Below are 3,328 nucleotides of genomic sequence, written 5' to 3'. Positions count from 1 at the left end.
CAGGCACGGCACCGTCAGGCACGGCACCGTCAGGCACGGCACCGTCAGGCACGGCACCGTCAGGCACGGCACCGTCAGGCACGGAAGACGACCCGGTAGTACGTCTCGGAGTGCTGCAACGCCAGCAGCACCGCCCCGCGCACCTCCGCGTCCGGACCGAGCACCGACGCACGGATCTCGACGCCGCGCAGCGCCGGCGCCAGGGCGTGCCGCGCCACCGCGGCCCGCAGCGGGTCCAGCAGCAGATCCCCGATCGGCGCCAGCCCACCGCCGACCACGACGACCGCCGGGTTGTACGCATTGATCAGCCATGACGCGGCCAGCCCCAGATGCGCACCGACCTCGGCGATCGCGGACGCGGCAAGGGTGTCCCCGGCCCGGGCCGCCGCCGTGACGTCCCGCGCGTCGAACGTCTCGAGCGCCGCCAGGCTCGACGTCTCCCCCGCAGCAAGGGCGCGGCGCACCGCCCGCACGATCGCCGGCCCCGACGCGACCGTCTCCAGGCAGCCGACCTTGCCGCAGTTGCACGGCTCCTCGTTGCCGGGGACGGCGTTGTGCCCGATCTCGCCCGCGGTCCCACCGACGCCGTGGAACACCCGGCCGTCGGACAGGACGCCGGCGGAGAGGCCGGTGCCGGCGTACAGCAGCGCCAGATCCCCGACCCGGCCGCCGGCGCCCTCCAGGTTCTCGGCGACGGCGGCGGCCTGCCCGGCGTTGTGCACGTAGACGGGGGCACCGAGCTCGGCGGCGAGGATGTCGCGGACCGGCACGTCCCGCCAGCCCAGGTTCGGCGCGAGCAGGCACACGCCGGTGTGGAAGTCCGTGAGCCCGGGCAGCACGGCACCGACCGCGGCGAGCCGGGCGGTCGGCAGCGCCGTGCTCTGGATCGCGGCGCGGGCCTCGGCCGCCACCATCCGCAGCGCGTCGACCGGCGACACCCCCGTGAGCCCCACCGCACCCGCAGCAGCCGCGCCCCCCGCGGACAGCGCGCCGCCCGCAGCGGATGCGGCACCCGCACCGGGTGCCGCCCCCGCTGTGCCCGCTGTGCCCGCTGCCCCGGCGGCGAGCGCGGTCGGCGTCGGGAACTCGCGCCGGGCGATCTCCTCACCCGCGGCGTCGCCGATCGCGACCGTGGTGCGCCGGGCGCCGATGTGCGCGCCGACCACCAGTTGGGAGCGGGCGTTGAACTCGAGCAGGATCGGCGGCCGCCCGCCACTGACCGCGGTCGAACCGGGCCCGAGCTCGCGGACCAGACCGTCGGCGATCAACTCGTCCACGATCGCGGACACCGTAGGCTTGGCCAGGGTCGTCGACCGGGCGATGCTCGCGCGGGAGACCGGCCCGCCCTCCTTCACCAACGCCAGCACCAGCGAACGGTTGACCTCCCGCATCACATTGTGATCGGCGCCCCGCCGAGGTTCGGGCGAGCGGGGTTCGGGTGACCGCTCACCCAGGCGTTCGTCTGGTCGCATAATCCGACAACGCTACCCCGGCGATCACCCGTGAGCGCGCACCCTACATTGGTATCGGACATTCCCCATCGGCTAGCTCCAAAAGCTAGCCCCTTGGCGGGCCCCACGGCCCGTCATGGGTACGGCGACGCTCTCTGCGGGAAGGCAGTCTTGCCATGCACATCTCGGCACGCGGCGACTACGCGGTGCGCGCCTCGCTCGGTCTGGCGGCCGCCTACCCCGCGGTCGTGTCGGCCGCCGGCCTCGCCGACGAACAGGAGATGCCGCGCAAGTTCCTGGAGGCGGTCCTCGGCGACCTGCGACGGGCCGGCCTCGTCCGGGGCCAGCGCGGTGTCGACGGCGGCTATGTCCTGACCCGCCAGCCCTCGGAGATCATGGTCGGCGACGTGCTCCGCGCCGTCGACGGCCCCCTCGCCGAGGTTCGCGGCGTGCGCCCGGAGGAGGCGATGTACTCCGGCACCGCCGAACACCTGCAGCAGCTGTGGGTGGCGGTGCGGGCCGCGGTACGCAACGTCCTCGACGAGGTCAGCCTCGCCGACGTGGTCCGCGGCCGGATGCCGGCACATGTCCGGCGGCTCACCACACCACCCCAGGCGTGGCAACCCCGCTGACCGCAGGCACCGGGAGCCGGCGCTGCGAGCCGACCCTGCGAGCCGACCCTGCGAGCCGACCCTGCGAGCCGACCCTGCGAGCCGACCCTGCGAGCTGACCCCTGGGAGCCGGCGCTGACTGCTGACGCTGAGGGCCGGGCCTGAGGGCGGGCGCTGCGGGCTGACGCTCAGGGCTGGCGCCGACTGTCAGTGCTGGCGGTCGTCGGGGCGTCCGCGCCGCGGGTCGGGAGCCAGGCCGAAAGTCCCGAACCGGGGGTGAGCCGCCTGTTCCGGACCTACGCTCAGGTCATGTCTAAGGCGCACGACCCGTACCTGCAGGCGGCCGAGGGCTTCCTGCACGCCATCCGCGACGAGCTGGACATGGCCGACGACCTGCAGATGGATCGCACGCTGCAGGTCACCCAGACCTATGCGCTGGTGAGCATCGCCCGGTCGCTGAACGTCCTCAGCGACCAGGCCGACGGCGCCGACGACTCACCCCTCGCCATGGCGGGCAACCTCACGGGCCGCTGACGACGGAACCGTCACCGCCGGCTGGAGCGCGCCGGAAACCCGGAGCCCGGACAGCGGGCTCAGACCGCGACGTTCAGACCGCGACGTTCAGACCGCGACGTTCAGGCTTTGGCCTCGGCAGTGAAGGCGTCGCCGACCTGGGCGACGTACTCGGCCGCGGCCGTCCCAGCGTTCGCGAGCTCCGACTCGACGACGGCCAGGCCCGGGGTCACCGGCACCGCGCCGAGCTCACCGAGCAGCTCGCGCAGGTGCCGTTCGGTCGCGTCGGCCTGCGGGCGGATCCCGGCGGTCACCACGGTCACCGCCGCCACGTCCTTGAGCCCTTCGGCCGGCAGCTGGTCCAGCAGGACCTTCAGGACGCCCGTGTACGTGCCCTTGTATGTCGGCGTCGCCACCACCAGCACGCTCGCCCGCCGGAGCCGGCCGAGGGCATCGGCAACCGCGCCGTCGCCGGTCTGCAACAGCCGCGTACCGAGCGCGGCCACGTCGATGGTGTGCGGCACCGGCTGGCCGAGCCGGTCGGCAAGCGCGGCGCCGACCTCCTCCGCCAGATGCAGGGTGCGGGAGTGCGGACGCGGGTTGCCCGAGAGCACGACGATCATGTGCTGATCCTATCTCCTATTGACCCGGTCGGAAATAGCGCCAACGTGACCTCGGAGACCACCGTCAACGGGCACGGGGTAGACGCGACCGTGCGCTGCGACCGTTGGACGCGGCTGCGTAGTGGCCGTT

Annotated in this window: 4 protein-coding genes; 2 read left to right on the top strand and 2 right to left on the bottom strand. The window is 73.7% G+C overall.

Annotated elements, in window-relative coordinates:
• Positions 1–74 precede the first annotated feature (74 nt).
• Positions 75–1,391 carry an ROK family transcriptional regulator gene (locus Dsi01nite_RS36765; RefSeq protein WP_203850984.1) on the bottom strand — a complete coding sequence of 439 codons (1,317 nt, stop codon included), beginning with the start codon at positions 1,389–1,391 and terminating at the stop codon, positions 75–77.
• 236 nt (positions 1,392–1,627) lie between these two features.
• Between Dsi01nite_RS36765 and Dsi01nite_RS36760 the strand changes: the two genes are divergently transcribed.
• Both Dsi01nite_RS36760 and Dsi01nite_RS36755 read left to right on the top strand, forming a co-directional pair.
• Positions 1,628–2,083 (top strand): RrF2 family transcriptional regulator, encoded by a 456-nt coding sequence (locus Dsi01nite_RS36760; RefSeq protein ID WP_033359691.1) that lies wholly within the window; start codon positions 1,628–1,630, stop codon positions 2,081–2,083.
• A 288-nt stretch (positions 2,084–2,371) separates the two neighbouring features.
• Entirely contained in the window at positions 2,372–2,596 is a 225-nt protein-coding gene (locus Dsi01nite_RS36755; protein ID WP_203850983.1) for a hypothetical protein, read from the top strand.
• Between the two features lie 101 nt (positions 2,597–2,697).
• Here the strand turns inward: Dsi01nite_RS36755 and Dsi01nite_RS36750 are convergent, their stop codons facing one another.
• Positions 2,698–3,198 carry an NADPH-dependent FMN reductase gene (locus tag Dsi01nite_RS36750; RefSeq protein WP_203850982.1) on the bottom strand — a complete coding sequence of 167 codons (501 nt, stop codon included), beginning with the start codon at positions 3,196–3,198 and terminating at the stop codon, positions 2,698–2,700.
• Positions 3,199–3,328: the final 130 nt, after the last annotated feature.

It is taken from the genome of Dactylosporangium siamense (assembly GCF_016862795.1).
Lineage (GTDB): Bacteria > Actinomycetota > Actinomycetes > Mycobacteriales > Micromonosporaceae > Dactylosporangium > Dactylosporangium siamense.
Note: the sequence above shows the minus strand (reverse complement) of the source record. Positions and strands in the feature narration are given on the sequence as shown.